The organism is Rathayibacter sp. PhB152 (assembly GCF_003751395.1).
GTDB lineage: Bacteria > Actinomycetota > Actinomycetes > Actinomycetales > Microbacteriaceae > Rathayibacter > Rathayibacter festucae.
Genome location: NZ_RJUT01000005.1, coordinates 22277 through 44665, shown reverse-complemented (window position 1 = coordinate 44665; position 22389 = coordinate 22277). Strand labels below are relative to the sequence as shown.

Here is a 22389-nt window from a genome sequence, read left to right as displayed (position 1 = left end):
CCCTCCGCTCGTGCGGATGCACAAAAGCAGGAGGGGCTCTGGCGCCGAGGGGTCCGGAGCGCTAGCGATCCGGACCCCTCCGCTCACGAGGTGAGGCGGGCGGGGTCAGTCCTCGACGACGGCGCGGACGATGCCCCAGACGACGAGGCCGACCGCGGCGGCAGCACCGGCGGCACCGGCGATCAGCGCCTCGGGGTGGTGCTTGCGCACGACGGAGACCTTGCGCTCGAGCGTCCGCTGGACGTTCCGCACCTTGCGCGGGACGTTCACCTTGTACTCGATCGCGTCGAGCGTCGCGGCGAGCTCGGTGCGCGCGCGCTCGATGTCGGCCTTCAGCTGGCTCGGCTGGAGCTCCGCCGGGTCGACGAAGCGGGGCGTAGTGCTGGATACAGCGCGATCAGTTGTCATAGCTGCCGACTCCCTTGAACGCCTGGACGTCCTTCTTGATGCTCTCGATCGAGTCCTGCGGAACGGGCGGGACGGCCTTCTTGATCGACTTGACGCCGACCAGGATCAGCACGACCGCCACGAGCAGGAAGAACACGGTCACGATCAGCGCCGACAGCCAGGCGGGGAGCCAGGAGGCGATGCCGATGATCGCGAAGGTGACGAGGGTCGCCCACGCGGTGAGGAGGAAGAAGGCCGCGACCGCGAACAGCGCGACCGCGAGTCCGGCGCTCTTCGCCTTCCCGGACAGCTCGTTCTTGAGGGACGCGATCTCGGCCTTGACGAGCTCGATCACGAGACCGGGGAGGTCGCTGACCAGCTCGCCCAGCGATCGGGCGTTCTTCGGATTGCGTTCGTTCACCACGGGGGCTCCTCGGAGGGTGGTCGTGCCGGGCCTCGGCCGAACGGACGGCCCGGAGGGATGAGGACTACGCCTTGCTGGTGGAGGACGACGACGTCGATCCTCCGGAGCCGGCCGCGGCGGCGGCCTCGTCGACCTTCGACGCGGCCGAGCGGGCCGCGGCGGTCGCCTCGGCCGAGGAGGCGCCCTGGGCCTTCTTGCCGCCGGACACCGCCTTCACCACGACGGTGCGGACGAGCTCGTAGGCCTTGTCCGAGACGGTGCTGAGCTGCGTCTTCGCCGCTCCGCCGACCGCACCCGCGACGTCCTGCACGGGCTGCGTCTGCCAGAACTTGTTCGCCGCCGAGGCGATCTGCTCGTACCGCTTGCGACCGGCACGCGCTCCCAGCACGTAGCCGGCTGCGGCTCCTGCCACGAAAAGAATCTTGCCCTTCACGCCTACTCCTCGTCCTGGGCCGCTCTCGCGGCTCGTTCACGCGGTCGATGACCACTCGTGTCGGGGCACGCCGCAGTCATGCGGGAGCCTCCGACCCAGAGTAGCCGTCGCCGTCATATTCTTCGCGCGGTATGCCGACGCCTTGACGCACCAGTCGGCGGCGGATAAGAGCGGCGGTCTCGGCGGCGTGCGGGAGCACCGAGGCCAGCCCGGTCCCCGCGAGCCAGGTGCCGGTGACGGCGATCCCGGCGACCGGGGCGAGCGCCGCACGGAAGGCCTCCAGGTGCGCGCGCCGGCCGAGCGCCGCGGCCGGGCGGACGTTCGCCCAGCGCACCCGGGCCGAGTCGACGAGGGTCGCGGGGTCGAGCTCGATCCCGAGCAGGATCGACGCGTCGCGCAGGGCGGTCGCGGCCGCCTCGGCGTCGCTCGCGCCCTCGAGCGGCGGATGCTCCCCCGGACGCCCGTAGGAGAGGCGGAGGACGTGCCGTCCCGCGGGCAGGCCGGCCGCCAGCCAGGCCCACTTCGCGGTGGCGTGGGTGATCGCCTTCGCTGTGACGTCCCGGGCGGTCGGCGCGACGAGCACGCCGGAGCCGCGGGGTGCGGCGTCGAGGCGGGCGTCGTCGACGACGAGGGTGACCAGCTCGACGGAGTCGTGCAGCACCTCGGCCGCCTCGTCGCGCACGGCGGGGACGATCCCGGCGAGCAGCTCGCGCGCGTCGCGCTCCGGGGTCGAGACGATGACCGACCGCGCGCTGAGCACGGCGCCGTCGCCGAGGGTGAGCAGGAACGGCTCGCCGTCGCCCTCGAGCCGGGTCACGGCGGTGCCGGTGCGGATCTCGCCCGAGAGGTAGTCGATCCGCTCGACGAGCGCGGCGACCAGGCGGTGCATCCCGCCGTCGATCCCGCGGACGGCCACGCCGGCCGGAAGGTTCGCGCGCAGCGCGGCGACCGCGCCGGCGAGCGACCCCGCCCGGGTGATCGCCCCGTTCAGCCCGGGCGCCGCGGCGTCCACGTCGATGTCCTCGGGACGGCTGGAGTAGACGCCGGAGACGACGGGCGCCACGAGATCGTCCAGGACCCGCTGCCCCATCCGGGTGCGCACCAGCTCGGCGAGGGAGTGGGCGCGGCCGATCCGCAGCACCGGCATCACGGCGTCGAGCCAGGCGCGGGCGGCGCCGCGGCGGCCGATCGCACGGACGACGTCGGGGGCGAGCGGGGTGCCGGGGATGCCGAGGATCCCGGCGCGCGGTGAGGGGACGGAGCGGCCGCCCGCGAGGTGCAGCCAGGAGCCGCCGGTCCGCGGCTCGACGATCGATTCGGCGAGCGGTCGGCCGTCGAGGGTGAGCGCGGCGAGCGCCTTCTCGACGTGACCGCCGCGGGTGGCGAAGCTCTCGGCGCCGGCATCGAGGACGGCTCCGGCGATCTCGAGCGGGGCGACCGAGCCGCCGACCGCGTCGCCCGCCTCGAGCACCACCACGCGCAGGCCGATCCGCAGGCACTCGGCGGCGGCGGCGAGTCCCGCCACTCCCCCGCCGACGACCGCGACGTCGTAGTCGGCGCCGGCCTCGCTGCCGTGTCCCTGGGTGCTGTTCCCCTCGGTCATGGCCGCCAGGCGTGCACGTGCGCGACCAGGCGCGTCAGCACGTCGGGGTCGGTCTCGGGCGGCACGCCGTGGCCGAGGTTGAGCACGTGGGCGGGGGCGCTGGTGCCGCGGCGGAGGACGTCGTCGACGTGCGCGGCCAGCACCTCCCACGGGGCGGAGAGCAGCGCCGGGTCGACATTGCCCTGCACCGGGACGAAGCCGCCGAGCCGGTGGTTCGCCTCGTCGAGCGGGATGCGGTAGTCGACGCCGACGACGTCCGCGCCGATCCCGTGCATCGCGCCGAGCAGCTCGCCGGTGCCGACGCCGAAGTGCACGATCGGCACGTTCCGGCGGGTCTCGCCGTGATCGTAGGCGAGGTCGCGCACGTGGGTCAGCGCCCGCGAGGAGGCGGGAGCCACGTGCGCGGTGTAGTCGGCGAGGGACAGCGCGCCGGCCCAGGAGTCGAACAGCTGCGCGGCGCTCGCCCCGGCCAGCACCTGTGCGCGGAGGAAGCGGCCGGTCACCTCGGCGGTCCACTCCATCAGCCGCGCCCAGGCCTCGGGGTCGGCGTGCATCAGGGTGCGGGCGCGGATGTGGTCCTTGGACGGCCCGCCCTCCACGAGGTAGGCCGCGAGGGTGAAGGGGGCGCCGGCGAAGCCGATCAGTGGGGTCCCGCCCTCGCCGATCTCCCGCAGACCCTCGACCGTGCGGCGGACGCCCTCGCGGATCGGCTCGAGCGTCTCGTCGAGCAGGGCCGGATCGAGCGCGACCAGCTCGTCGACGTCCGCGGCGGTGCGCACCGCCTTCTCGAGAACGGGTCCGCGCCCGGGGACGATGTCGACCGCGACGCCCGCGAGGCGCAGCGGGATGACGATGTCGCTGAAGAAGATCGCCGCGTCGACGCCGTGCCGGCGGATCGGCTGCAGGGTGATCTCGCTCGCGAGCGCCGGGTCGAGGCAGGCGTCGAGCATCTGGGTGTCGGTGCGCAGCGCCCGGTACTCGGGCAGGCTGCGGCCGGCCTGGCGCATGAACCAGACGGGCGTCGACTCCGGCCGATCGGAGCGGTAGGCCCGCAGGAGAGAGGAGTCGGCCGTGCGCCCGGAGGCGAGCGGGTGCAGCGGATCGAGCAGGCCGGCGATGGGGGAGGTCACCGCGGCATTATTCCAGGCCCCGCTGATCCGGGAGCATTCGTGCAGTCTTCCCGAGGACCGCGGCCGACCCCCGGACGCCCCGGGTAGACTGCCCTGGTGCTTCTGTGTCTGACGGCGTCGCACAAGAACGCCAGCTTCGATCTCCTCGAGAAGCTCTCCGTCGACTCCTCCGCCGTCGCGTCAGCGCTCTCGGACGGCATCGACTTCGTCTCGGGTGCCGTGGTCGTCGCGACCTGCAACCGCTTCGAGGCCTACCTCGACATCGACGAGCCGCTCACCGCCGCGCAGGCCGTGACCGTCGAGGCCGCCACCGCCGCGGTGAGCGCCGCGACCGGCGTCGAGCAGGAGGAGCTGCGGAGCTCGGTCACCGTCGTCTCGGGCGACCGCGTCGCCGAGCACCTCTTCGCCGTCTCCAGCGGACTCGAGTCCGTCGTCGTCGGCGAGGGCGAGATCGCCGGCCAGGTCCGCCGCTCGCTCGAGGAGGCGCGCCGCCTCGGCACCACCTCCTCCGAGCTCGAGCGCCTCTTCCAGCGCGCCTCGCAGACCTCGCGCGGCATCAAGAACCGCACCGGCCTCGGCAGCGCCGGTCGCTCGATCGTGCGCCTCGCCCTCGATCTCGCCTCCAGCCGCATCACCGACTGGCGCGCCGCCCGGGTGCTGCTGATCGGCACCGGCAGCTACGCCCGCGCGACCGTCGCGGCGCTCCGCGACCGCGGCGTGCTCGAGATCGCCATCCACTCCCCCTCCGGCCGCGCCGAGGGCTTCGCGACCCGCCGCGCGCTCCGCCCGATCGACGGCGCCGAGCTGGCGACCGAGGCCGTCGCCGCCGACGTCGTCATCACCTGCACCACCACCCAGGAGCCCGTCCTCGACGCGGCGATCCTCACGGAGGGACGCCTGCGCGGCTTCTCCCGCGAGCGCCAGCTGGTCATCGACCTCGGCCTCCCCCGCAACGTCGCCGCCGACGTCACCACCGTGACCGGCGTCGAGCTGCTCGACCTCGAGACGATCAGCCTGCACGCCCCGCTCGACGTGCTCGACGCGTCGACCCAGGCGCGCGCCCTCGTCGACAAGGCCGCTCGCAAGTTCTCCGACGTGGCCGACGAGAAGAGCCTCACCCCCGCCGTGGTCGCCCTGCGCGCCCACGTCTTCGATGCGCTCGACGCCGAGATCGAGCGCGCCCGCTCGCGCGGCGACGAGGACGGCCGCACCGAGCAGGCGCTGCGGCACCTGGCCGGCGTGCTGCTGCACACCCCGAGCGTCCGCGCCCGCGACTACGCCCGCGCCGGCGAGCAGGAGGCGTACCTCACCGGCCTCGAGGCGCTGTTCGGCATCGAGGTGCCGGCCGAGCGCACCGCCGCCCGCCCGCTCGAGGCCGGCGGCGAGTCCGCGGCCTCGGCGTGACGCCGCTCCGGCTCCCGTACGAGGCGGAGCCGATCGAGACGGAGCGGCTGCTGCTCCGTCCGCTCTCGCTCGACGACGCCGAGGACCACGCCCGCTACCAGGGCGATGCGGAGGCCGTCCGCTATCTGCGCTGGCCGGTGCGGACGCCCGAGGAGTCGCGCGCGCACCTGGCCGTCCGGCTGCCGTCGGACCGGCTCGCGGCCGACGGCGACGTCGTCGTGCTCGCGATCGTGCCGCGCTCCGGGCCGTTCGCCGGCCGGGTCGTCGGGGATCTCACGCTGATCGCGACCTCGTCGGAGCAGGCCGGCGTCGAGATCGGCTGGGTCCTGCACCCGGAGGCGCAGGGTCGGGGCTTCGCGACGGAGGCCGCCCGCGCCCTGATCGACCTGTCGTTCGACCGCCTCGGCGCCCACCGGGTCGTCGCGCAGCTGGACGCGCGCAACACCGCCTCCGCCCGCCTCTGCGAGCGTCTCGGCCTGCGCCTCGAGGCGCACCACCTCGACGACGAGTTCTGCAAGGGCGAGTGGACCTCGACCCTCGTCTACGCCCTCCTCGCCCGCGAGCGCTGACGCCCGCCGCGAGATGCCACTTGTGCACGCGACACGCCGTGAAAGGCGTGCACAAGTGGCATCTCGCAGGAAGGGTCAGGCGCCGCGCAGGCCCGTGAAGAGGTGGGTCTCCAGCTGGTCGAGCGGGATGCGCTCCTGCTTCATGGTGTCGCGGTCGCGGACCGTCACCGCGTGGTCCTCGAGCGAGTCGAAGTCGATGGTGACGCAGTAGGGCGTGCCGATCTCGTCCTGGCGGCGGTAGCGGCGGCCGATCGCGCCGGAGTCGTCGAAGTCGACGTTCCAGAGCGCGCGGAGCCGGTCCGCGACCTCGCGGGCGAGCGGCGAGAGCGCCTCGTTGCGCGAGAGCGGCAGCACGGCGACCTTGACCGGCGCGAGGCGCGGGTCGAGGTGCAGCACGGTGCGCGTCTCGACCTTGCCCTTCGCGTTCGGCGGCAGCTCCTGCTCCTCGTAGGCGTCGACCAGGAACGCCATCAGCGCGCGGGTCAGGCCGAAGGACGGCTCGATCACGAACGGCACGAAGCGCTCGTTCTTCGTCTGGTCGAAGAAGGAGAGGTCCTTGCCGGAGTGCTCCATGTGCGTCTTGAGGTCGAAGTCGGTGCGGTTCGCGACCCCCATCAGCTCGCCCCACTCGCCCGAGGCGAAGCTGAAGCGGTACTCGATGTCGACGGTGCGCTTGGAGTAGTGGGAGAGCTTGTCCTTCGGGTGCTCGAACTGGCGGATGTTCTCCGGCGAGATCCCGAGGTCGACGAACCAGTCCCAGGCGAGCTGCATCCAGGTCTCCTGCCACTCCTCGTCCGTGCCGGGCTCGACGAAGAACTCGAGCTCCATCTGCTCGAACTCGCGGGTGCGGAAGATGAAGTTGCCGGGGGTGATCTCGTTGCGGAACGCCTTGCCGATCTGGCCGATGCCGAACGGCGGCTTCTTCCGCGCGCTCTGCAGCACGTTGGCGAAGTTGGTGAAGATGCCCTGCGCGGTCTCGGGGCGGAGGTAGTGCAGCCCGGACTCGTCGTCGACGACGCCGAGGTAGGTCTTCATCAGCCCGGAGAACTGCTTGATCTCGGTCCACTGGCCGATCTTGTCGGGGTGCTCCGGGTCCGGGATGTCGGCGAGGCCGTTCTCGGGGGCGTGCCCGTTGACCTCCTCGTACTTCTCGAAGAGGTGGTCGGCGCGGTAGCGCTTGTGGGTGATCAGCGACTCGGTGAGCGGGTCGGAGAAGACGCCGACGTGGCCGGAGGCGCTCCAGATCGCGGTCGGCAGGATCACGGCGGAGTCGAGGCCGACGACGTCGCCGCGGCCCTGCACGAACGCCTTCCACCACTGGCGCTTGATGTTCTCCTTGAGCTCGACGCCGAGGGGACCGTAGTCCCAGGCGGAGCGGGTGCCCCCGTAGATCTCGCCCGAGGGGAAGACGAACCCCCGGTGCTGGGCGAGGGTGACGACCTTGTCGAGGGTGGTGGGTTCTGCCACGGGGAGCTCCTAGCTGTTCGGGCGCACGGGGCCCTGGCGCGCGCCGGCTGCGCGCGTCCTTCTGGTGTGCGTCCATGGTAGCCGCGGGCCCCGGCGGCCGACCGCGGGCGGGGTCCGTCCGCGGGCATGATGGCGGGATGAGCAGCCTCCCTCCCCTCATCGTCTCCGCCGTCGCCGTCCTGCGCGAGCGCCGCGTGCTGATGGTGACGGCTCGCGGACGCGACGTCGTCTACCTCCCCGGCGGCAAGGTCGACCCGGGCGAGACGAGCGCCGAGGCGGCGGCGCGCGAGACGGAGGAGGAGCTCGGCACCGCGCCCACGGCCCTGCGCGAGCTCTTCACCGTCCGCACCCAGGCGCACGGCGAGCCGGAGGGGCGGGAGGTGCACATGACGGTCTTCGCCGCGGAGCTCGCCGGCGAACCGCGCGCGAGTGGCGAGATCGACGCGCTGCACTGGATCACCGGCGCCGATGCGCACCGCTGCCCGCCGGCCGGGGTCGACACGCTCGAGCGGCTGCGCGCCCTGGACCTCGTCGACTGAGCGCGACCTCGTCGACCGACGCCGCTGGCGAAGGGCCCTCGCGCAGGCGGCTAGCCTCGTGGCGTGGAGACGAGACGACGCGCCAGAGACCATCCGACCGGAGGCGACGTTCCGCGCCTGGAAGCGGTCCGGCTGGAGGCGGCTGTGCCGATCCTGAGGATCTTCTCCGTCGCCAAGGCGGGCGAGTTCTACGTCGACTACCTCGGCTTCACGGTCGACTGGGAGCACCGCGCCTCGCGCGACGCACCGCTCTACCTGCAGGTCTCGAGGTCGGGTCTGCGGCTGCACCTGAGCGAGCACCACCGCGACGGGAGCCCCGGAGCGGCGGTGCACGTGGCCCTCCGCGGGGTGCGCGAGCTGCACGCCGAGCTCGACTCGAAGGAGTACCCGTACCTCAACCCGCGGATCACGCGATCGCCGTTCGGCTTCGCTCTCGATCTGATCGATCCGTTCGGGAACCAGCTCCGCTTCGCCGAGGCCGCCCCGGACGCCGCTAACGCCTGAGAGTCCGCTGGTCAACCGTTCACCGCCTGTCCACCGCTTTCCGATGCGGGTCCCCTAGCGTGGCCGGGATGGTGACTCGGGGGACGACACGACGACCGGACGAGGTCCGGCCGCAGGGGCTGCGCCTGCGCGCACCGCTGCTGTCGACGGCGGCGCCGCTCGTGGTCGGACTGATCGGCTCGCTCGCGATCCTCGCGGGCTCCCTCGCGGTCGGATACCTGCCGCTCGACTCGCCGATCCTGAGCTGGCCGCTGATCGCGGCGCTGCGCGCCTCCGCCGGCGCCACCGAGCTCGGTGTCGTCGCCGTCGTCGGCGGCGGCATCCTGCTGCTCGTCGCCTGGCTGCGCCTGCGCGCGGTCGCGCTGGACGACAGGCCCGGCTCGGTCCGGGCGATCCTGGTCGCCGCGCTGGCCTGGGCCGCTCCCCTGCTGCTCGCCGTGCCGCTGTTCAGCCGCGACATGTTCTCCTACGTCGCGCAGGGCCGGCTGATGACGGCCGGCGTGAACCCGTACTCGAGCGGCGTGGCCACCCTCCCCGGCTGGTTCGCCCTCGGCGTCGATCCGCGCTGGGCCGACACCCCGACGCCCTACGGCCCGCTCTACCTGCTCGCCGAGCAGACCGCCGTGCACGTCGCCGGCTGGACCTTCCCCGAGCTCTCGATCGCGATGCTCCGCGCGCTGTCCGTCGCCGGAGTCGCCGTCAGCGCCGTCTACGCGCTCCGGCTCGCCCGGCTGCGCGGGCTGTCCGTCCCGCTCACCGCCTGGAGCCTCGTCGCCAACCCGCTCACCCTCGTCCTCTTCGTCGTCGCCGGGCACAACGACTCGGTGATGATCGCGCTGATCCTCGCCTCGCTCTACTACGGGCACACCGACCGCCGGGTGGCGGCGGTGCTGCTGATGGGAGCGGCGATCGCGGTCAAGCCGGTGGCGGTCATCGCACTGCCGGTGCTCGCGCTGCTCTGGCTCCGCCACGACGCGACGCTGCGGGATCGGATCCGCGCCTGGGCCTGGAGCGGCGCCGGCGCGCTCGCCGTCGTGGTCGCGATCGGCCTCGCCGCGGGCGTGGGCGTGGGCTGGATCGGCGCGATGATCGTGCCCGGCTCGATCCTGCACTGGTACGCGCCGATGTCCGCCGTCGTCGTCGCGGTCTCCACTGCCGTGCAGATGACCGGCCACGACCCGGCGACGGCGATCGCCGTGGTCAAGATGCTCGCCCTGCTCGCCGCCGGGCTGGCCGCCGGCGCCCTCATGCTGTCGCGACGGGCGATCGACCCGCTCGCCCGCCTGACCGGCGCGCTGCTGGCCTTCGTCACCGCGTCGACCGCCATCCACCCCTGGTATGCGCTGTGGATCCTGCCGATCGCCGCGCTCTCACGGCCCTGGCGCAGCACCCACCGGCACCTGGCGGTCTACGCCACGGTCTTCCTGATGTGCGTCACGCTCGCCGAGCCGGTCGACGGCGGGGGCGGCGCGGTCGACCAGATCCCGGTCCGCGTCGCGACCATCGCCGCGATCGTCGTCGTCGGCGTCTACGTGCTCGTGAGCTACTCCGACGAGGAGCACGTGGACGCGCGCCGTCTCGTCGGCGCGGTCCCCTTCGGCTCCGAGATCCTGAGCCGCCTCAGCGGCGGCCGCCTCGGCGCCCCGGCCCCCCTGCGCGTCCCGGCCCGCAAGTAGCGGCAGCCCTCGCCTCCCCCTGCTGGTCGAGTAGCCCCGCAGGAGCGTCTCGAGACCCACCGGCCCCAGCAGGGCGGGTCCGCCGACTCGACTCCTGACGTCGGCGGATCTCGATACGCCCGCTCCGCGGGCTACTCGATCACCATGCACATCATGCTGGTCGAGTAGCCCCGAAGGGGCGTATCGAGACCCACCGCTCCAGCAGGGCGGGTCTGCAGACTCGACTTCCGACGACGGTCGACCACTCCGCGGGCTACTCGATCAACAGGCACATCATGCTGGTCGAGTAGCCCCGCAGGGGCGTATCGAGACCCACCGGCCCCAGCAGGGTGGTCAGGCTCCGTCGGTCCTGCGCGCGCGGCGCTCGAGCGCCGCCTGCGCGGCGGCCGCGGCGGTGTCCTTCTCGGTGCCGCCGAGGACGCCCGACAGCGAGGAGAGCCAGTCGGAGTCGTTCCGCCGGTCGGCGACCGCGTCCGCGAAGAGCGGCAGCTCGCTCCGGGTCGCGTGGATCGCGTAGTCCTCGCGGCTGTAGTCGGTCGTCTCGGCGTCCGGCATCGCGGCGTCGTCGCCGCGGTCGTCCTGAGTCATGGTGCCCTCTCAGCGGCCCGGTCCGTCCCGAGCACCCCGTCAGGCTAGCCCTGTTCAGGGGGTGTCGGCATCCTCGCCACCGCCGCGCGGCAGCGGCCGCCAGACCACGAGCTCGGTCCGCCGCTGCGCGCGCGTGCCGTGCCGGAGGGTGACCACGTCGCCCTCGAGGCCCGCGGCGAAGACCCGGCGGCCGGGGCGGTTGAGCAGCTCGTCGGCCAGCGCGGATTCCAGCTCGCGCACGCGCTGCGACAGCGAGAGCACCTGGTTCTCGAGCTGGAGGATGCGGGCGATGCCCTCGAGCGAGACACCCTCGGAGGAGAGCCGGGCGACCTCGCGCAGCTGCACGACGTCGCGCATGGAATACCGCCGCGACTTGCCGGCCGTCCGGGTCGGCCGCACGAGGCCCAGCCGGTCGTACTGCCGCAGCGTCTGGGGGTGCATGCCGGCGAGGTCGGCGGCGACCGCGATCGCGAACACCGGGGTGCTCTCGTCCACGTCTCCTCCTCTCCGGCCGGCCCGCACGGGACCGGGCAGCGCTCCTCACGGACCGCGCTAGTAGCGAGCCTTCTCCAGGATGTCGTCCCGCGGGTTGTCCGACGGCTCGGCTGCCGCGTAGGCCTCGAGGGCGTCGCGCGCCGCGCCGGACAGGTGATCGGGCACCGCGACCTGGATCTCGGCCAGCAGGTCGCCCGTCCCCTTGCCGGTCGCGACCCCGCGGCCCTTGACCCGCAGCACGCGGCCGCTCGGGGTCCCGGGCGCGACGCGGAGCTTGACCGGGTCGCCGCCGAGGGTCGGCACCTCGATCGTCGCGCCGAAGACGGCCTCGACGAAGGTGACGGGGACGGTGACGCGCAGGTTCAGGCCGTCGCGCTCGAAGACCGGGTGCTTGCGCACCGCGACGGTGAGCACGAGGTCGCCGGGCTCGCCCCCGTCGGGGCTCGGGCGGCCCTTGCCGCGGACGCGGATCTTCTGCTGGTCGGCGACGCCGGCCGGGATGCGGACCGAGAGCGCGCGGCCCTCGCCGGTCTGCAGCTGCACCGTGTCGCCCTGGGTGGCGGTGCGGAAGTCGATGGTGGTGCTGGCGGTGACGTCGGCGCCCTTCTGCGGGCCGCCGAAGCCGCGGAACCCGCCGCTGGGCTGGCCGAAGCGGCCGCCGCCCGCGTTGCCGAACATGCCGCCGAGGATGTCCTCGAAGCCGGCGGGCGGACCCTGCTGGGTGCTGTACGAGGTGCGGCCGCCGCCACCCTGGTTGAAGACGTTGCCGAAGACGTCGTCGAAGCCGCCCGGCTGGCCGCCGGCCGTGAAGCGGGCGCCGGAGCCCATCGCGCGGATCTGGTCGTACTCCTTGCGGTGCTCGGCGTCGGAGAGGACGGTGTACGCCTCGCTGATCTCCTTGAACCGCGCCTCGGCCTTCGCGTCCCCCGGGTTGGAGTCGGGGTGGAACTGCCGGGCGAGCTTGCGGTAGGTCTTCTTCAGGTCCGCCGCGGAGACGTCCTTCGAGACACCGAGGATCTTGTAGAAGTCCTTGTCGAACCAATCCTGGCTGGCCATGTGCCTCTTTCTTCTCGGTAGTGCGGCCTGTGCCGTCCTGCGGTCCGGGTCGTCGTGCGGCCCGGTGCCGTCGTGCGGCCTGCGTCGTGGTGCGCGGCCCCCGCCGCCCGGCAGGGGCCGCCCGTGATCGGGACGGCCCCTGCTCGGGAGCGGAGACTCCGCAGTGGTGCGGGAGGCGGGTCAGTCGGCGGGGACCGCGACGACCACCTTGGCGGCGCGCAGCAGCGAGCCGCCGAGGTAGTAGCCCGACTCGACGACGTCCGCGACCGTGGAGGTCTCGGCGCCGGGAGTGGGCTGCTGGAAGATCGCCTCGTGGATGTTCGGGTCGAACAGGTCGCCCACGGCGCCTGTCTTCACCAGCCCGAGCTTCTCGATGCCGCCGCGCAGCTTCTGCGCGATGGCGGTGAACGAACCGCCGTCGGCGAGGTCGCCGTGCTTCTCGGCGCGGTCGATGTCGTCGAGCACGGGGAGGATGACCTTCACCGCGTCGCCGATCGCCCGCTCCTTGTCGACCTGGCGGTTCGACTCGGTGCGCTTGCGGTAGTTCGCGTACTCCGCGGTGACCCGCTGGAGGTCGGCGAGGTGCTCGGCCGCGAGCGTCTCGGCGTCGGACTGACCGGAGAGGAACGAGAGGTCGGCGTCGGAGAGCGTCGTCTCGACGTCGGGCCCCTCGGCCTCGATCAGGCCCTCGGTGTCCTGGGCGGACTCGGCCGCCTCGGCACCCGAGGTCGGCTCCTCCTCGGGCACGCCGTCGGTGGGCTCCTGGTTGTGCTTCCCCATCGCTACTTCGTGTCCTTCGGCTCGTCCTCGTCGATGACCTCGGCGTCGACGATGTCCTCGTCGTCCTTCTTCTCGTCCTCGGCCGGTGCGTCCTGCGGAGCGCTCTGCGCGGCCTGATCCTGCGAGTAGATGGCCTGCCCGATCTTGGTCTGCGAGGCGTTGAGCGCGTCGAACGCGGTCTTGACGGCCGCGTCGTCGTCGCCGGCGAGCGCGGTCTTCAGCGCGTCGACGTCGCCCTGGACCTCGGTCTTGACGTCCTCGGGCAGCTTGTCCTCGTTCTCCTTGATCAGCTTGTCGATCGAGTAGGCGAGGGTCTCGGCGTTGTTGCGGACCTCGGCGGCCTCACGGCGGGCCTTGTCCTCGGAGGCGTGCTCCTCGGCCTCGCGCACCATGCGGTCGATGTCGTCCTTGGGCAGCGACGAGCCGCCGGTGATCGTCATCGACTGCTCCTTGCCGGTGCCCTTGTCCTTGGCGGACACGTGCACGATGCCGTTGGCGTCGATGTCGAAGGTGACCTCGACCTGCGGGATGCCGCGCGGCGCCGGAGCGATGCCGGTCAGCTCGAAGGTGCCCAGGTTCTTGTTGTCGCGGGTGAACTCGCGCTCGCCCTGGAAGACCTGGATCGCGACGGACGGCTGGTTGTCGTCGGCCGTGGTGAAGGTCTCGGACCGCTTGGTCGGGATGGCCGTGTTGCGCTCGATGAGCTTGGTCATGATCCCTCCCTTGGTCTCGATGCCGAGCGAGAGCGGGGTGACGTCGATGAGCAGGACGTCCTTGCGCTCGCCCTTGAGGACGCCGGCCTGCAGCGCGGCGCCGACGGCGACGACCTCGTCCGGGTTGACGCCCTTGTTGGGCTCCTTGCCGCCGGTGAGCTTCTTGACCAGCTCGGCCACGGCGGGCATGCGGGTCGAGCCGCCGACGAGCACGACGTGCGCGATGTCGTCGACCTTGACACCGGCCTCCGCGATGACATCGGTGAACGGCTTGCGGGTGCGCTCGATCAGGTCGTTCGTGAGCTCCTCGAACTTGGCGCGGGTGAGCGTCTCGTCGAGGTTCGCGGGGCCGTTCTCGGTGAGCGAGAGGTAGGGCAGCTGGATGCTGGTCGAGGTGCTCGAGGAGAGCTCCTTCTTGGCCTGCTCCGCCGCCTCCTTGAGGCGCTGGCGCGCGATCTTGTCCTTCGAGACGTCGACGCCGGTCGAGTCCTTGAAGCGCTTGACCAGGTAGTCGACGACGCGCTGGTCCCAGTCGTCGCCGCCGAGGCGGTTGTCGCCCGAGGTCGCGCGGACCTGGATGGTGGAGAAGTCGTCGTCCTTGCCCACCTCGAGGAGGGAGACGTCGAAGGTTCCGCCACCGAGGTCGAAGACGAGGATGAGCTCGTCCTCCTTGCCCTTGTCGAGGCCGTAGGCGAGCGCCGCGGCGGTCGGCTCGTTGATGATGCGGAGCACGTTGAGGCCGGCGATCTCGCCGGCGTCCTTCGTGGCCTGGCGCTCGGCGTCGTTGAAGTAGGCCGGGACGGTGATGACCGCGTCGGTCACCTTCTCGCCCAGGTACTGCTCGGCGTCGCGCTTGAGCTTGCCGAGGATGCGCGCCGAGATCTCCTGCGGCGTGTACTTCTTGTCCTCGACCGCGAAGGTCCAGTCGGTGCCCATGTGGCGCTTGACGGAGGCGAGGGTGCGGTCGACGTTCGTCACGGCCTGGCGCTTCGCGGTCTCGCCGACGAGCACCTCGCCGTCCTTGGTGAACGCGACGACGGACGGGGTGGTGCGGAAGCCCTCGGCGTTGGCGATGACGGTGGGCTCGCCACCTTCGAGGACGGCCACGACCGAGTTGGTGGTTCCCAGGTCGATGCCTACGGCACGGGACATATGCGTGTTTCTCCTTCGCGGGCGGCCGTCGGGCCGCCCCTCACTGGTGGATCTTCTGCGGGAAAGTCGTTCGCGGGAGTTGAGCCCCGCACGCTCAAGTTTACGCATGGGTCGGGGGGAGTCAAGTCGAGAGCCGAGAACCTGAGTCGCCTCGACTCAACTCTCAGGCTGCAGAAAACGTCACGCTACCCGCCGTTCTCCCGGTCCCCCTACGGTGAGTCCATGACCGCCGGAACCCTCCCCCGCCCCCGCACCGGCCGCTGGCCCGTCCTCGCCTGGGGGCTGTGGGACTGGGGCAGCGCCGCCTTCAACGCCGTCGTCACGACGTTCGTCTTCACCGTCTACCTCACCACCGACGGCCTCTTCGGCACGCCGAGCGGTGTCTCGGCCGCGCTCGGCTGGACCCTCGCCGGCGCCGGGGTCGTCGTCGCGCTGATCGCCCCGGTCACCGGTCGCCGCGCCGACCTCGGCGGGAGTCGGCGCCGCTGGCTCGGCCTGCACTCCGCGGTCGTCGTCGCCTGCATCCTGCTGATGTTCCTCGTCCGCCCCGACCCGGCCTACCTCTGGCTCGGGCTGGGTCTCCTCGCCGTCGGGACGGTCTTCTTCGAGTTCGCGAGCGTCAACTACAACGCGATGCTCAGCCAGGTCTCCACCCGGGCGAGCGTCGGGCGCGTCTCGGGCTTCGGCTGGGGCATGGGCTACGTCGGCGGCATCGCGCTCCTGCTGATCCTCTACTTCGGCTTCATCTCGCCCGAGGTCGGGCTCTTCGGCGTCACCGGCGAGGACGGCCTCGACGTCCGCGTCTCGATCCTCCTCGCCGGCGTCTGGTTCGCCGTCTTCGCGCTGCCGGTGCTGTTCGCGGTCCCGGAGCTCCCGGGACGGGTCGGCGGCGGGGAGCGGGTGAGTGTGCTCGAGTCCTACCGCGCGCTCTTCCGCCAGATCGGGGCGCTCCGCCGCGAGAGCCCGACGACGCTCGCCTTCCTGCTCGCGAGCGCCGTCTTCCGCGACGGCCTGACCGGCGTCTTCACCTTCGGCGGCGTCCTCGCGCAGGGGACCTTCGGCTTCAGCGCGGGCCAGGTCATCCTCTTCGCGATCGCGGCGAACATCGTCGCCGGGGTCGCGACGATCGCCGTCGGCGCCCTCGACGACCGCCTCGGGCCCAAGTCCGTCATCGTCGCCTCGCTGATCGGGCTGATCGTCTGCGGCGGCGCCGTCTTCCTCCTGCACGACGCCGGCGCGACCGCGTTCTGGGTCTTCGGCCTGCTGCTGTGCCTGTTCGTCGGCCCCGCGCAGTCGGCGAGCCGCAGCTACCTCTCCCGGCTGATCCCGGAGGGGCGCGAGGGCGAGATCTTCGGTCTCTACGCCACGACCGGTCGTGCCGCGTCGTTCCTCGCGCCGGCCGCCTTCGCCGCGGCCGTCTCGATCGCCGCGGGCGTCTCCGGCGACGCCGACGTGCAGTACTGGGGCATCCTCGGGCTGGTCGTCGTGCTGGCCGCGGGGCTCGCGCTGCTGCTGCCGGTCAAGACGCCGGCCGCCGCCGCCCGGACGAGCGACTGATCAGCCGCTCCGATCAGGTCGCGAGCCAGAACAGGATCAGGAGCAGCGTCACCAGGAACCCGGTGAGGAAGTTCAGAGCGAGGAAGCGCTTCCAGCCCGCGTTCGCCCGCTCGGCCTGCTCGTCGGACAGCGAGCGGTACGGCCAGACGCTCAGCGCGTAGGGGATCGCCAGCAGCGCGGCGAGGGTTCCCGGCCAGGGCAGCAGCAGCAGGAGTAGCCCACTGGCGACGTAGGCGCCGATCGCGAAGCGCACCGTCGCCTTCGCGCCGATCACCGTGGCGATCGAGCCGATGCCGCCGGCCCGGTCGGCGAGGATGTCCTGCACCGCACCGAAGGCGTGGCTGGCGATCCCCCAGAGGAAGAACGCGACCAGGAGGGCCCACAGACCCGGCGTCGCCGTCGTGCCCGCGAGCGCGAGGCCGTAGACCGCGGGGCTGACGAAGTGCGTCGCCGAGGTGAGCGAGTCGACGAAGGGCCGCTCCTTGAAGCGCAGTCCGGGCGCGCTGTAGGCGATGACGGCGAAGACGCTGATCGCCAGCACCAGCCAGGAGAGCGGCGAGCCGAGCAGCACGAGCGCGATCAGGAACGGGACGTTGGTCGCCACCGCCGCGACGAGCGTCGCGCGGTGCTCGCTGCGATCCAGGACCGCGCCCTCGACGCCGCCCTTCCGGGGGTTCCGCAGATCGGACTCGTAGTCGAAGACGTCGTTGATCCCGTACATCGCCAGGTTGTAGGGGATCAGGAAGTAGAGAGTGCCGAGCACGAAGGCGAGGTCGATCTCGCGGGTGGTCAGCAGGTAGGCCGCGGCGAACGGGTACGCGGTGTTGACCCAGCTCAGCGGGCGGCTCGAGACGAACAGCGCGCGCAGCCGCTTCACGGGGCGCTCCGGCGCCGGGCGGGCAGGAGGGTCCAGAGCGCCGGCAGGGCGAGCGCGGCGGCGATCGCGTAGGCGAAGTCCTCGATCGGCGCGACGCCGATCCGGATACCGGAGATCAGGTCGTCGTCGTAGGCGACGAGGAGCCCGACGCCGATCATGATGTTGTCGAAGACGGCGGTCATCACGAGCAGCACCGCGAGGGTGCCGAGCAGCGCGGGCAGCCGGAGCCGGCCGCGGCGGAAGGCCACCACCAGCAGCGCGGCCACCACCGCGAGAAACACCGCGTTCAGGAGCAGGTAGGTCACGCGCGCGCCTCCGCCCGCTTCGCGAGGAACCCGTGCACGTCCATCGACAGGTAGCAGAGCAGCGTGAGGAAGAGGACCTCCTCGATCGGCAGCTCCGGCGCGATCTGCAGCCCGGTCATGTACGGCGTCTCGCCGCGGAAGAAGACCCCGAGGCCGATCCCGGCGAGGTCCCAGAGCAGGAAGAACGCGACGCCGGCCGGGAGCACGATCGCGGCACGGCGGGCGTCCGACCAGAAGAACAGGCCGAAGCGCCGGTCGAGCACGACCATCCCGGTGATCGAGACGACGAGCGCGAGCAGGTAGAGCACCCCCACGCGCTACTCCCCCGCGACCGCGACGACCGGCTCGGGCACGGGCTCGGGCGCGGGCTCGGGAGCCACGCTCGGAGCGACCGGCGCCGAGGGCGCGTCGCGCACCGGCAGCGGCTCGGTCGACACGTCGCCGCGCACGCGCTTGAGCATCACCTCGGCGCTGATCACGCACATCGGCAGGCCGATGCCCGGGATCGTCGAGCTGCCCGCGAAGAGCAGCCCGTCCACGTGCGCGCTGGCGTTGCCGGAGCGGAAGAACGCGCTCTGCGAGAGGATGTGCGCCGGTCCGAGCATCGAGCCGCGCCAGGCGCCGAGGTCGCTCTCGAAGTCGGCCGGGCCGATGGTGCGGCGCACCACGATCCGCTCGGCGAGGTCCTCGGCACCGGTCCAGGTCGCGATCTGGCGGATCGCGGCGTCCGCGATCGCCTCGACCTGCGCGTCGCCGGCGCCGTCGACGCCGCCGTGGCCGATCGAGGTGTCGGCCGGGATCGGCACGAGCACGAAGAGGTTCTCGTGGCCCTCGGGAGCGACGCCGGGGTCGGTCGCGCTCGGGCGGCAGACGTAGATCGACGCGGGGTCGGGGACGGAGGGGGTCTCGCCGAAGATCCGGCCGAAGTTCTCGCGCCAGTCGCTCGTGAACAGCAGCGTGTGGTGCTCGAGCTGCGGCAGCGCGCCGCGGACGCCGAGCAGCACCAGCACGGCGCTCGGGCCGGGCTCGCGGTTCTCCCAGTACTCCGGCGGGTAGCTGCGCAGCTCGTCGGGCAGCAGCGACTGCTCGGTGGTGAAGAGGTCCGAGGCGTTGACGACGAGCTCGGCCGGGAGCCGCCTCGTCCCCTCCGGCCCCTCGTACTCGACGCCGACGACCTCGGCGCCGCGCCGGCTGCCGCGCGGGGCGCGGGTCGTGAGGATGCGGGTCGCGGGCGAGGAGGTGCGGACGGTGACGCCCGCTTCCTCCGCCACCTCGGCGACCGCCGCGATCAGGCGGGTGAAGCCGCCCATCGGGTAGAGCACACCGTCGGCCAGGTCGAGGTGGCTCATCAGGTGGTACATGCTCGGCGCCGCGAACGGCGAGGAGCCGAGGAAGACGGCCGGGTAGCCGAGGATCTGCCGCAGGCGGTTGTCGGTGACCGCGGTCGCCGCGAAGGTGTCCAGCGGGGTGAGCAGGAGGCGGCCGAGCCGGCCGGTGCGGCTGAGCACGTCGCGGCGCAGCAGCGGGAGGAAGGACGCGAAGCTGGTGTAGAGGAAGCGGCGCTTGGCGACCTCGTAGGTGTCGCGGGCTGACTCGAGGTAGACCCGCATCCGGGCGCCGGCACCGGGCTCGATGCTCTCGAACAGGGCGAGGTTCGACTCGAGATCGGCGAGCACGTCGATCGGCTCCTCGATGCCCTGGCTGTACACCCGGTAGCCCGGGTCGAGCCGCTGCAGGTCGAGGCGCTCGGCGGCGCTCGTGCCCATCAGGCGGAAGAAGTGGTCGAACACCTCGGGCATCAGGTACCAGGAGGGGCCGGTGTCGAAGCGGAAGCCGTCGCGCTCCCAGGAGCCGGCGCGGCCGCCGACGACCTCGCGCTGCTCGAGCAGCGTGACGTCCCAGCCGTCGCGGGCGAGCAGGCCGGCGGAGGCGAGTCCGCCGATGCCGCCGCCGATCACGACGGCGCGGTGCGGGCCGCTCGCGGACCGGGAGGCGCGGGCCGGGCCGGTGCCCAGGCGCGGGCCGATGGTCGAGACCGCGGCCCGGGCGGCGAGCGCCGCCTTCGTCGCGGTCGGCACGCTGACCCGGGCACGGAGGAGCTCCTCGGCGGGGGTCGCGCGGATCCGGTCGGCGAGGGCGGCGAAGAGGGAGTGCGCGAGCAGCACGGCGCGGCGGCTCGAGCGCGGCAGCTCCGGCACGATCGCGCCGGCGGCGGCGAGGTCGTCGTCGAGGTCGGCGAGCAGGGCCGCCTTATCGGTCTCCGAGAACGCCCGCGGGTCGACGCCCGGGAAGTAGCTGCGGCCGAGGCCGTCGACGTCGGCGGCCAGATCGCGGAGGAAGTTGACCTTCTGGAACGCGGAGCCCAGACGACGGGCGCCGGCGACGAGGCGCTCGCGCGCGGCGGGCGAGACGAGGCCCGCGTCGGGTGCGGCGAGGAAGACGTGCAGGCACATCAGCCCGACGACCTCGGCCGAGCCGTAGACGTAGCTCTCGAACGACTCGGGGGTGTGCACGGTCTCGCGGAGGTCGGCGCGCATCGATGCGAAGAACGGACCGGTGAGCTCGGTGCCGAAGCCGGTCGCCCGCGCGGTGCGGGCGAAGGCGTGGATCACGAGGTTCGCGCTGTAGCCGCTGGCGAGCGCGCGCTCGGTCTCGGCCTCGAAGGCGTCGAGCGACTCCTCGACGGCGGCGCGGTCGAGGTGCGCCTCCTCGGCGACCCCGTCCACGATCTCGTCGGCGACGCGCACCAGCGCGTAGACGTCCTCGATGCGCTCGCGCACGCCGGCGCCGAGCAGACGGGTCGCCAGGCCGAAGGAGGTGGAGTAGCGCCGGATCACCTGCGCGGACGCCTCGTGGGCGACGCGGTCGTACAGTTCGCTCTGCCGGCTCATCGTGCCACCGTACGGCGCGCGCGGGCGTCGAGAAGCATCGGGGCCGAGATCCGCGCGTGGCGAGCGGTCCTCCGCTGCGCGGCCGCCTGTCCGGCGGTCAACGGGTGCGCCCGAGGACGCTGGAGACGAGGGGCCGCATCTCGATGCGGAACGCCTCCGTCACCGCGGGGGTGTGCAGCGCGTCCCAGGCCCGGTTCGCGAAGTCGCTCGCGAGCGCCTCCGCGTAGCCGCGCGAGCCGCACTCCTCGAGGATGCAGCGCACCCGCTCCGCCGTGTCCGGGTCGAGGTGCTCGTCGCCGATCAGCCCCTCGATCTCCGGCCAGCGGTCGGTGCCGGCCGCGTGCGCGATCAGCACCGTGCGCTTGCCCTCGCGGAGATCGCCGAGCGTGGTCTTGCCGGTCTGCCCCTCGGAGCCGAAGACGCCGAGCAGGTCGTCGACGATCTGGTAGGCGATGCCGATGCCGCGGCCGAACTCGCCGAGCGCCTCGACCGCCGCGTCGTCGGCGCCGGCCAGGATCGCGCCGGCCTGCAGCGGCGCCTCGAACGAGTAGACCGCGGTCTTCATCCGCTCCATCTCGAGCACCTCGTCGACGGAGGGCATGCCGGGCATCAGCGAGAAGTCGACGTCGGCCAGCTCGCCCGCGGCGGAGGCGAAGACGGCCTCGTCGAGCAGGGTGAGCAGCCGGGCGCGGACGCCGTCGGAGGCGCCGACGCCCTCGACCAGGCGGTGCGCGCCGGTGAGCGCGAGGTCGCCCGCGATGACGGCGACGGAGGTGCCGCGGTGCTCGGCGATCGGGATCGAGAGGCCGGCGGTCGTCGCCTCGTCGCGGTAGCTGCCGGAGACGTTGGGGCCGCCGCGGCGGACGAAGTCGCGGTCGATCACGTCGTCGTGCACGATCAGCGCGGTGTGCAGCAGTTCGAAGGCCGCGCCCAGGTGGGCGGACGCCTCCGGGTCGAGTCCGCCGTGCGCCTCGTAGGCCGAGATCACCATCAGCGGGCGGAAGCGCTTGCCGCCCCGGGTGTTCGCCTCGATGGTCTGCCAGAGGGTCAGGTACCGGGGTCCGAGCCGGGTCGCGCGCGAGCGCGCCAGCGAGAAGAACCGGTCGAGGACAGCATCGACGTGCTCCTGCCGCCTTCGGGAGAGAACCACGGGGTCGCGCGTATCCACGGGGTCGAGGCTAACAAACTCGCTTCTCTAGCAATAAGCCGGCTGAGTTCCGGCGTCGTGCTTGACTTACGGTCATGACTTCGGAAGGAATCGCCGTGCGCACCGACGAGCTCGAGCAGCTGGATCTCCTCGAGGAGGTGGTCCTTCTCGATGAGTCCGGGACCGCCGTCGGCGTGGCCGACAAGGCGACCGTGCACGACACGCAGACCCGCCTGCACCTCGCGTTCTCCTGCCACGTCTTCGCCCCTGACGGCGCGCTGCTGGTCACCCGGCGCGCGCTCGGCAAGCGCACCTGGCCCGGCGTGTGGACCAACTCGTTCTGCGGGCACCCCGCTCCCGGCGAGCGGATCGAGGACGCGGTGGTGCGCCGTGCGGAGCGCGAGCTCGGTGCCCGGCTCGAGACGCTCGAGGTCGCGCTGCCGGACTTCCGCTATCGCGCGGTCGACGCCTCCGGGATCGTCGAGAACGAGATCTGTCCCGTCTACACGGCGACCGTGTCGAGCCGCGACGCGCTGAGTCCGCGCGCCGACGAGGTCATGGACGTCGAGTGGGTCGACCCCGAGGCGACCCTCGCCGCCGTCCGCGCGACCCCCTGGGCCTTCTCCCCCTGGCTCGTGCTGCAGCTCCCCCGCCTGCTCGGCTGACCGCTCCCTCCCGCGAGATGCCACTTG

General features: G+C 72.5%; 23 protein-coding genes. 7 read left to right on the top strand and 16 right to left on the bottom strand.

The genetic code is table 11. The annotated features are described in order from the left end of the window. Positions 1–105: 105 nt before the first annotated feature. The 5 genes from EDF36_RS13130 to hemE all read right to left on the bottom strand — a co-directional run bounded on the left by EDF36_RS13130 (position 106) and on the right by hemE (position 3977). The gene (locus EDF36_RS13130) at positions 106–408 is read right to left on the bottom strand and encodes a DUF3618 domain-containing protein (RefSeq protein WP_123444872.1); all 303 of its coding nucleotides are present in this window, start codon (positions 406–408) and stop codon (positions 106–108) included. Next, positions 398–811, bottom strand: a complete 414-nt coding sequence (locus tag EDF36_RS13125) for a phage holin family protein (RefSeq protein ID WP_123733381.1) — start codon at positions 809–811, stop codon at positions 398–400. Before EDF36_RS13125 ends, EDF36_RS13130 begins: the two co-directional genes overlap by 11 nt. Positions 812–875: 64 nt before the next feature. Continuing rightward, on the bottom strand, positions 876–1223 hold the full coding sequence (locus EDF36_RS13120; RefSeq protein WP_185020476.1) for a YtxH domain-containing protein: 348 nt from the start codon (positions 1221–1223) through the stop codon (positions 876–878). A gap of 97 nt (positions 1224–1320) precedes the next feature. After that, on the bottom strand, positions 1321–2847 hold the full coding sequence (hemG, locus tag EDF36_RS13115; protein ID WP_123733380.1) for a protoporphyrinogen oxidase: 1527 nt from the start codon (positions 2845–2847) through the stop codon (positions 1321–1323). Continuing rightward, entirely contained in the window at positions 2844–3977 is a 1134-nt protein-coding gene (gene hemE, locus EDF36_RS13110; protein WP_243581005.1) for a uroporphyrinogen decarboxylase, read from the bottom strand. Before hemE ends, hemG begins: the two co-directional genes overlap by 4 nt. A gap of 96 nt (positions 3978–4073) precedes the next feature. Here hemE and EDF36_RS13105 point away from each other — a divergent pair, with 96 nt between their 5' ends. Together EDF36_RS13105 and EDF36_RS13100 are read left to right on the top strand one after the other, a co-directional pair. After that, positions 4074–5381 (top strand): glutamyl-tRNA reductase, encoded by a 1308-nt coding sequence (locus tag EDF36_RS13105; RefSeq protein WP_123733379.1) that lies wholly within the window; start codon positions 4074–4076, stop codon positions 5379–5381. Then, entirely contained in the window at positions 5378–5950 is a 573-nt protein-coding gene (locus EDF36_RS13100; protein WP_260300715.1) for a GNAT family N-acetyltransferase, read from the top strand. Before EDF36_RS13105 ends, EDF36_RS13100 begins: the two co-directional genes overlap by 4 nt. 75 nt (positions 5951–6025) lie before the next feature. On the opposite strand, the gene EDF36_RS13095 is transcribed toward EDF36_RS13100, so the two are convergent. Further along, complete coding sequence (locus EDF36_RS13095) at positions 6026–7417, bottom strand: glycine--tRNA ligase (RefSeq protein WP_123701783.1); 1392 nt, start codon at positions 7415–7417, stop codon at positions 6026–6028. Positions 7418–7554: 137 nt separating this feature from the next. Here EDF36_RS13095 and EDF36_RS13090 point away from each other — a divergent pair, with 137 nt between their 5' ends. From EDF36_RS13090 to mptB, 3 genes are all read left to right on the top strand, one after another. Then, positions 7555–7956, top strand: coding sequence for an NUDIX domain-containing protein (locus EDF36_RS13090; protein ID WP_123701781.1), 402 nt, complete (start codon positions 7555–7557; stop codon positions 7954–7956). Positions 7957–8019: 63 nt separating this feature from the next. Then, the gene (locus EDF36_RS13085) at positions 8020–8460 is read left to right on the top strand and encodes a glyoxalase superfamily protein (RefSeq protein WP_260300714.1); all 441 of its coding nucleotides are present in this window, start codon (positions 8020–8022) and stop codon (positions 8458–8460) included. A 68-nt stretch (positions 8461–8528) separates the two neighbouring features. Next, a complete protein-coding gene (mptB, locus tag EDF36_RS13080) occupies positions 8529–10136 on the top strand; it encodes a polyprenol phosphomannose-dependent alpha 1,6 mannosyltransferase MptB (RefSeq protein ID WP_123733378.1) in 1608 nt (535 codons plus the stop codon). 333 nt (positions 10137–10469) lie between these two features. Here mptB and EDF36_RS13075 read toward each other — a convergent pair whose 3' ends face one another. The 5 genes from EDF36_RS13075 to dnaK all read right to left on the bottom strand — a co-directional run bounded on the left by EDF36_RS13075 (position 10470) and on the right by dnaK (position 14920). Next, positions 10470–10724 carry a hypothetical protein gene (locus EDF36_RS13075; RefSeq protein WP_123733377.1) on the bottom strand — a complete coding sequence of 85 codons (255 nt, stop codon included), beginning with the start codon at positions 10722–10724 and terminating at the stop codon, positions 10470–10472. A 54-nt stretch (positions 10725–10778) separates the two neighbouring features. Further along, positions 10779–11219: a heat shock protein transcriptional repressor HspR gene (locus EDF36_RS13070; protein WP_123701775.1), complete on the bottom strand. Its 441-nt coding sequence runs from the start codon at positions 11217–11219 to the stop codon at positions 10779–10781. Positions 11220–11276: 57 nt separating this feature from the next. Beyond that, positions 11277–12275 (bottom strand): DnaJ C-terminal domain-containing protein, encoded by a 999-nt coding sequence (locus tag EDF36_RS13065; RefSeq protein ID WP_123444863.1) that lies wholly within the window; start codon positions 12273–12275, stop codon positions 11277–11279. Between the two features lie 180 nt (positions 12276–12455). Further along, positions 12456–13055: a nucleotide exchange factor GrpE gene (locus EDF36_RS13060; protein WP_123733376.1), complete on the bottom strand. Its 600-nt coding sequence runs from the start codon at positions 13053–13055 to the stop codon at positions 12456–12458. 2 nt (positions 13056–13057) lie between these two features. Next, the gene (gene dnaK / locus EDF36_RS13055; RefSeq protein WP_123444861.1) at positions 13058–14920 is read right to left on the bottom strand and encodes a molecular chaperone DnaK; all 1863 of its coding nucleotides are present in this window, start codon (positions 14918–14920) and stop codon (positions 13058–13060) included. Between the two features lie 222 nt (positions 14921–15142). On the opposite strand from dnaK, the gene EDF36_RS13050 reads away from it, so the two are divergent. After that, a complete protein-coding gene (locus tag EDF36_RS13050; RefSeq protein WP_123733375.1) occupies positions 15143–16477 on the top strand; it encodes an MFS transporter in 1335 nt (444 codons plus the stop codon). Positions 16478–16490: 13 nt separating this feature from the next. Here EDF36_RS13050 and EDF36_RS13045 read toward each other — a convergent pair whose 3' ends face one another. From EDF36_RS13045 to EDF36_RS13025, 5 genes are all read right to left on the bottom strand, one after another. Next, complete coding sequence (locus tag EDF36_RS13045; protein WP_123733374.1) at positions 16491–17354, bottom strand: prenyltransferase; 864 nt, start codon at positions 17352–17354, stop codon at positions 16491–16493. Next, positions 17351–17659: a lycopene cyclase domain-containing protein gene (locus tag EDF36_RS13040; RefSeq protein ID WP_123733373.1), complete on the bottom strand. Its 309-nt coding sequence runs from the start codon at positions 17657–17659 to the stop codon at positions 17351–17353. Before EDF36_RS13040 ends, EDF36_RS13045 begins: the two co-directional genes overlap by 4 nt. Beyond that, entirely contained in the window at positions 17656–17973 is a 318-nt protein-coding gene (locus EDF36_RS13035; RefSeq protein ID WP_123733372.1) for a lycopene cyclase domain-containing protein, read from the bottom strand. Before EDF36_RS13035 ends, EDF36_RS13040 begins: the two co-directional genes overlap by 4 nt. Before the next feature lie 3 nt (positions 17974–17976). Beyond that, positions 17977–20550 carry a phytoene desaturase family protein gene (gene crtI / locus EDF36_RS13030; protein WP_123733371.1) on the bottom strand — a complete coding sequence of 858 codons (2574 nt, stop codon included), beginning with the start codon at positions 20548–20550 and terminating at the stop codon, positions 17977–17979. Between the two features lie 97 nt (positions 20551–20647). After that, complete coding sequence (locus tag EDF36_RS13025; protein ID WP_260300713.1) at positions 20648–21718, bottom strand: polyprenyl synthetase family protein; 1071 nt, start codon at positions 21716–21718, stop codon at positions 20648–20650. Between the two features lie 74 nt (positions 21719–21792). Between EDF36_RS13025 and idi the strand changes: the two genes are divergently transcribed. After that, on the top strand, positions 21793–22362 hold the full coding sequence (gene idi, locus EDF36_RS13020; protein ID WP_123733369.1) for an isopentenyl-diphosphate Delta-isomerase: 570 nt from the start codon (positions 21793–21795) through the stop codon (positions 22360–22362). Positions 22363–22389 lie beyond the last annotated feature (27 nt).